The organism is Halobaculum sp. EA56 (assembly GCF_051195075.1).
Classification (GTDB): Archaea; Halobacteriota; Halobacteria; order Halobacteriales; family Haloferacaceae; genus Halobaculum.
The window spans coordinates 1-1,480 of the sequence record NZ_JBNTJX010000082.1 but is presented as its reverse complement, the minus strand read 5'-3'; the positions used below and the strand labels follow the sequence as shown (position 1 = coordinate 1,480).

The 1,480-nt window shown below is 64.5% G+C and carries 1 protein-coding gene and 1 pseudogene; one reads left to right on the top strand and one right to left on the bottom strand.

Annotated elements, in window-relative coordinates; translation table 11 throughout:
* A pseudogene (locus tag ACQUQ1_RS22170) lies at nt 1–192 on the top strand (hypothetical protein); the annotation flags it as partial.
* Between the two features lie 13 nt (nt 193–205).
* On the opposite strand, the gene ACQUQ1_RS22165 reads toward ACQUQ1_RS22170, so the two are convergent.
* On the bottom strand, nt 206–1,480 hold a 1,275-nt coding region (locus ACQUQ1_RS22165; RefSeq protein ID WP_435066350.1), incomplete at its 5' end, for a restriction endonuclease.

The following is a 1,480-nucleotide window of genomic DNA, read 5'->3' as shown; positions in this document are numbered from 1 at the left end:
TACCTCTACGTCGTCGAACTCCCGACGGAGAACCCGTTCGACGAGCCGACCGAGTGGACAGTCAAAGTGAGCGGTCATTCCGCATTCCCGCGCTGGGATGGGCCGACCGAGGAAGCCTTCGAGCGGGCTAGCTGGCAGTTCCACGGCCCGCTTGAGCACGCGCTCGAAGAGCTGGTCGCTGAGCCGGCGTGAACACCGAGGCCGCTTAGATGATGCCGCCGATGACGAGTAGTCCGACGATGAGCAGCAGCGTCGCGACCACGCTCCCCCCGGCCAGCCACTTGTTCTCCATCGCCTTTTCGTGAAGCGGCATTTCGGCGTACTCCTCGCGGAACGCCTCGAGATTCTCCTCGTCGTAGAAGTACTTCGTCTTCAGCGCGAACCGTTCCGTCACCGCACAGCCCGTACAGATCGACTCACCTTCCAGCCGCTCCGTTTTCGTGTGGCTGGTGCAGGCGATCGCCCCGCAGTTCGGACAGTACGTGTACGTTTCGTCGATGCCGCTCGTGTCACAGTGGACGCACCGATGGATGCCGTCCTCGGCGGTCATTCGTGAGGGGCCCGCCGCGTAGTACTCATAGGGATAGGTGTACTTCTGGTGGTCGGTGGTGTGCCGAACCTCGGGAAGGTACACCGGCTCGATCGACTGGACGGAGATGTCCGAGCGGTTCGGCTCGCAGGTCTTGTTGTAGGTGACGTTGTTGTCGCCGGTGTAGGTGACCGTTTTCGTGTGGTGCTGCTGGAGGCGCTCGACGGCCCACTCCTTGTACTCCGTCTGAGTCTGGCCGAACCGCCGCTCCTCGACGTCGTCGAACACCTCTCCGAACTGCTCGGCGTCGAGATCGACCGTCGCGTGGAGGTTCTCGGTGACCAGCGTCGCGACGTCCTCGTCGACGACCTGCGGCTGCCCGCGTTCGGCGTGGGCAACGAATCGCGTCCGATCGTTAATCCGGTGGATGACGCCCACCGACGTCTCGAAGACGACGTTCGTGTCCGCGGTGACCGCCACCACCGGCCGGAACGTCACCGATGAGTGTGGGTCTGGGAGGTCGGCGGCCTCGATGTTCTCGACGTCGCGGAACGCCTCTTCGACGGCCGCGTCGACGTCGGCGGCCGGGTCGTAGGGACGTAGCGTTTCGTCGCAGAGAATCTCGATGCGACCGTTGTAGAGGTCGAGGCCGATCTCGTCGGCGATCTCCCGGAGGTCCTCGCCATCGAGCAGCTCGATTGGATGGGGGTCGTCGTTCTGCTGGAGGCGGTCGGCGTACTCCTGAGCCGGGTTCGTGAACCGGCCGGTCGTGACGACCATCCCGCGTTTGGGGCCGTCGAAGTCGAAGGTCGCGATTGCTGAGTGGAGCTTCTGGACGACCGGCCGTCCGACCGTCCCCGTGTGCTTGCACTCCACGATGATCGCGCGCCGGGTGCCGTCGACGACCTCCTCCATAATAACGTCGCGACCCTCGTCGGCGGTTCGGTCGGC